Here is a 3,993-nt window from a genome sequence, read left to right on the forward strand (position 1 = left end):
CCACCCGGACACCCTCCCGTATCCGACGGCGGCATGCGCCCCCAGATGTGTCACGTCGACCAGCAGGGCGTGCAGGGCATCCACGTCAGTGGTGTCTGCGTCCCACCACACCCGAGGCACCCACGCGGCGGCCACCGTCACGTCACGCGCCTTGTGGGGGCCGAGGCCCGGATGGAAGCGCTTGTCCGTGGTGTAGCGGGCCATCGCGTCTGTGGCGGGCTTGCGACGCAACTCGATCGCGGTATGCGCCTCGACCTGGGGGTGGGCGCGGGACACGCACCACCCCCAGGTCCCGGCCTCCACCCAGCGCGCCAGTGGTAGCGCCGCATCGCCGGGTGCCTGACCGGGCGCAATCCTCCCCGATCCTTGCAACTGCCACCACACCCACGACAGTGGCCCGTCGAGCATCATCGGGGTCTCCGTGAGTCCGACGGACAGGCTGTCGAGGTGGGCGGTGATCCTGACAGGTTGAGTCATCAACCCGCCACCTCGGTGAGCAGGTCGAGGATGTCGGCGCGGTTATCTACGAGGCGATCCGTCCATGCGTCCACCGCGTCGGTGTCGGCACTCATCCCGTCGAGGCGGACCATGCCGGCACCGGTGCTCGACCTCGCTCCAACACTCGCCACCCCATCGGGCGCCCACAGGGCGACTGCCACGTCCAGCATGGTCTGGTGCTGCTCGGTAGCGGCCGGGGTGAGCTGCATCGACCCGCAGAGCACAGCACCCGACTTGATGGTCTGCCAGTCGTAGATCATCTGGGTTGAGGTGAGGGCTTGCGCCACATCGAGGAAGCGGCCCGCTGGGGTGGTGGTGATGTCGTGCCTGGTCCCGAACTCCTCCGACCTGTAGGCGGCGGCCCGCTTAAGCGCGTGCGGGGTTTCCGCGACGTACTCAGGCAGCCGCCACGCATTCTCGGCGCACACCAGCATCAACGGACCCACCCGCAGCGTCCCTGCAGCCAGGTCGGAGCGCGCCGAGTAGCCAAGCATCGCCAGATGCGGCAGCAACTCCTCAACTCGGCGGAGCGTGTCGAGGCTGGTCTGGGAGCCGGTCTCGGTGATCGCGCCACCCGACCAGAGCAGGTCGACCACAGGCTTGGACAGGCTTCCTGGTTCGATGGTGAGGGTGCGGGCGAGGTGCCATGCGAGCGCTGAGCGCAGGCCGTGGCGGATCGAGTTGCCCGAGATGTAGGGCACGGTGGCAGAGGTCCCATCGGGTTGGACGATCTGCTCGGTGCGCAAGAGCGCCGTGTTCCCTGCTGTCCCTGCGCCGTGATGCAGCGGGGTGATGGCGGTCGCGGTGTAGTAGGTGATGGTCATGATCGTCTCCTTCGGATCAGAATGGGGCGGTGGTGGTGTCGAGGGCGGGCTGGTTGGTTTTCTGTGCGCGGCGGGCGGCACGCTCCACGCGGACGAGAGCGACCATGTAGACGTGCTCGGCTGCCACACGATCAGCCCACTCGGTGTAGGCCGGGTCGATGACCTCAGCCAGTCCTGTCACGATTCGCGACGCAGACTCGCCGAGTACATCCACCTGGAGCTTCGTCGCGGCGATCGTGGTCGCCTGAGCGAGGGTGGTGGCTCCTGCGGCTGCCGCCTGCAAGGCGGCGGAAGCTCGGTCCCACCAGTGCGCCGCGCCGATGGTGTCGACGTCGGCGGAGTCGAGCAGCGCTGACAGCCACTGTCGAGTGGCGTCGAGCAGGGTGTCGGGATGGTCGGTCATTGCATGGTTCCTTTCGTGATGGTCCACAGCGCGAGGTCGAGCAGTGGTGATCTGAGGTACGGGGCGAGGGGGGTGGAGTGCTCCACCCAGGCGGTGAGCTTGTCGGCGGTCGCGATCCCTGCCGGGTCTCCGGTCATGACGGCTGGGGCCGGGACTCCGAGGCGGCGCAACTCCAGAGCGTGGCGACGGACCGTGGCCCACTCGACAGGGGTGGACGTCACATTGGTGGACTCCATCCGCACCACCCACGCGCCGGCGCCTGTGTTGACGTGGGCGTAGGGCAGGACATGCTTCTGTCCCGAGGTGGCGATGGTGACCAACCACTCGCCGTCAGGCGGAGAGGCGAGGAGGTCGGCAATTGGGGCGGGGTTGGATCGGTTCAGCAAGGTCAGCCCGGCCCCGTCTGGCATGGCACACTTCTCATGCTTGGGTGGCAGGACTACGCCGGGGGCGGCGATGATGCTCCACATTCGCAGCGTGGCGGGCGGCTTCCCCGAGCATGCCCACAGGCAGGCCGCGCAGACTCGGGTCGAGTCGGGGCGTCGCCAGCATGAGTGGTCGATCCAGTTCGTGCCCAACGCCTTGTCGACGGCGGCAGTGGACAGGTCGCTGCCGCCACACATGCGGCACATCGCGGCATCGCCGAGCAAGGCGGACATGGACGCTACCGGAGCGGGGCGACCTGCCATCTCCCACACGAGTCGCGTTGGAGGTGCGGTCATGACCTCACCTCCAACGCGAGCAGCAGCCCGCAGCCGTAGGCTTTGCCTGAACCGATACCTGCTGTGCGGAGGGCGTGGAGAGCCGCAGCGTCCACGACACTGCCGGCGGCGATGAACTCGACTCGCCGCAGCGTGACAACATGGCCAGGCTTGCTGGTGACGACGGGCGTCAGCCCCTGGTGGCTGACATGCGTCACATCCACGGCGCCTGCCAGTTTGTGCCGGAGCCAGTCGTCCCAGCCAGCTTCGGCGAGCGGTGTCCGCGTACCGCGACCACCATGCTCGCGCAGGGCCCGGGTGGGGTTGGCGATCAGCGCCAACTGCACTGCCGCGCCATCTGCGCAGCACACCACTTCACCCTGAGACTCGATCGTCGCCCACTGGACGCTCCTGATGGGTAGGGCGGTTTGGGTGATGACCACGCCGGGGCGCGGGAACGCCCATAGGGGCCGGGGCTCGTTGGCTGCCTCAGCGATGCGTTGGTGGAGCCACCGGGTGTCGTGCGGCGCCCCTCGGGACAGTCGCAGGTGGGTGAGGATCATGCTGATTGCTCCTTCCTGGTCAGCTCGGGTCCCAGCTCGGCTTCTGCTCCGAGCACGGCGATCCATCGTGCGTAATCCCGCTCGGGGACAATGAGGCCGCAGTTGCGGCAGTGGGTGTCAGTCTCCCCGGCGGGGATGACGAGAGCCGTGTCGTGGCAGTGGGGGCATGCGACGCCGGCGCAGACGCGGGGCTGGGAACGCCACGGGCAGGCGGTGTGCGCGTCGCGTCTGGCGTCGGCGAGTTCGTCGAGCATGACGGCGACGGGCTCCCACCGGCACAGGGTCGGCAGCCATGGCCGTAGCCATGCGGCGACGGTGGCCGGGTTGGTGTCGCTCGGGCCGGTGAGGTTACTGTGGTCGGCCCAGTCACGCGCCCAGGACGCGAGCACGATCTGGGCGGCCGACAGCGCGTTGAAGACGCGGGCGAACTGTCCGTCGCTGTCGCCTCCGGGGCGCGCCTCTCCCTTGCCGGATGGGCTGCGGAGGTGCTGCCCGAGGTTGTCGGCGAGCCATGCGCAGACCCCGGCGATGGACTCGGGATCGTTGGGCCCGCTGAGGAGGGTTGCGAGCCGGTTGTGGCAGCGTCCGCAGAGTAGCCCGTCGGTGGCCCATCGTGGTTCGCAGCCGGAGCAGTGGTCGTCGGTGCAGTCTGCGAGGTGCCGGTAGGTGATGCAGCCGGATGCGCAGGGTGTGGCGTCGTGGGTGTCGATCATGATGCCTCCATGGGCTGCTGGAATCCGACGTGCTGCGGCTTGGGTTCGGCGTAGGTGACCATCGGCGTGTCGATGCCCACCGGGGCAGGCTCGCCGTCCTGCTGCTCCGGTTCGTCCTGCGTGCCGATGTCTAGGTGGAGCCGCCATGAGCGGATCGTGAGGGTGAGCGTCACAGCCATCATGTCTCCTGTCGGTTGCGGAGCGCCTGGCGTAGGCGCTCGCGGTGGGCTCTGATCTGGTCGGGGGTGGCGAGGTCGGTGCGTTGCTCCGGCTGCCATGTCGGCAGGGTCG

Annotated in this window: 7 protein-coding genes; all 7 read right to left on the minus strand. The window is 68.5% G+C overall.

The window, feature by feature from the left end; all coding sequences use genetic code 11:
- On the minus strand, positions 1-477 hold a 477-nt coding region (locus ACTQ48_RS10795; protein WP_441570897.1), incomplete at its 3' end, for a hypothetical protein.
- The gene (locus tag ACTQ48_RS10800; RefSeq protein WP_441570899.1) at positions 477-1,322 is read right to left on the minus strand and encodes a hypothetical protein; all 846 of its coding nucleotides are present in this window, start codon (positions 1,320-1,322) and stop codon (positions 477-479) included. The genes ACTQ48_RS10795 and ACTQ48_RS10800, both read right to left, overlap by 1 nt.
- 16 nt (positions 1,323-1,338) lie before the next feature.
- On the minus strand, positions 1,339-1,752 hold the full coding sequence (locus ACTQ48_RS10805) for a hypothetical protein (protein ID WP_441570900.1): 414 nt from the start codon (positions 1,750-1,752) through the stop codon (positions 1,339-1,341).
- Positions 1,722-2,384 carry a hypothetical protein gene (locus ACTQ48_RS10810; protein WP_441570902.1) on the minus strand — a complete coding sequence of 221 codons (663 nt, stop codon included), beginning with the start codon at positions 2,382-2,384 and terminating at the stop codon, positions 1,722-1,724. The genes ACTQ48_RS10805 and ACTQ48_RS10810 overlap by 31 nt, the downstream gene beginning before the upstream one ends.
- 59 nt (positions 2,385-2,443) lie before the next feature.
- Entirely contained in the window at positions 2,444-2,989 is a 546-nt protein-coding gene (locus ACTQ48_RS10815; protein ID WP_441570904.1) for a type I-E CRISPR-associated protein Cas6/Cse3/CasE, read from the minus strand.
- On the minus strand, positions 2,986-3,702 hold the full coding sequence (locus tag ACTQ48_RS10820) for a hypothetical protein (RefSeq protein ID WP_441570906.1): 717 nt from the start codon (positions 3,700-3,702) through the stop codon (positions 2,986-2,988). The genes ACTQ48_RS10815 and ACTQ48_RS10820 overlap by 4 nt, the downstream gene beginning before the upstream one ends.
- Positions 3,699-3,881 (minus strand): hypothetical protein, encoded by a 183-nt coding sequence (locus tag ACTQ48_RS10825; protein ID WP_441570908.1) that lies wholly within the window; start codon positions 3,879-3,881, stop codon positions 3,699-3,701. Before ACTQ48_RS10825 ends, ACTQ48_RS10820 begins: the two co-directional genes overlap by 4 nt.
- Positions 3,882-3,993: the final 112 nt, after the last annotated feature.

The sequence above is a fragment of the Collinsella sp. Sow4_E3 genome (assembly GCF_052116285.1).
GTDB lineage: Bacteria > Actinomycetota > Coriobacteriia > Coriobacteriales > Coriobacteriaceae > Collinsella.

Coding starts and splice junctions, on each gene's coding strand:
- ACTQ48_RS10815 (WP_441570904.1), bottom strand. CDS start 2,989: ATGATCCTCACCCACCTGCGACTGTCCCGAGGGGCGCCGCACGACACC.
- ACTQ48_RS10800 (WP_441570899.1), bottom strand. CDS start 1,322: ATGACCATCACCTACTACACCGCGACCGCCATCACCCCGCTGCATCAC.
- ACTQ48_RS10810 (WP_441570902.1), bottom strand. CDS start 2,384: ATGTCCGCCTTGCTCGGCGATGCCGCGATGTGCCGCATGTGTGGCGGC.
- ACTQ48_RS10820 (WP_441570906.1), bottom strand. CDS start 3,702: ATGATCGACACCCACGACGCCACACCCTGCGCATCCGGCTGCATCACC.
- ACTQ48_RS10825 (WP_441570908.1), bottom strand. CDS start 3,881: ATGGCTGTGACGCTCACCCTCACGATCCGCTCATGGCGGCTCCACCTA.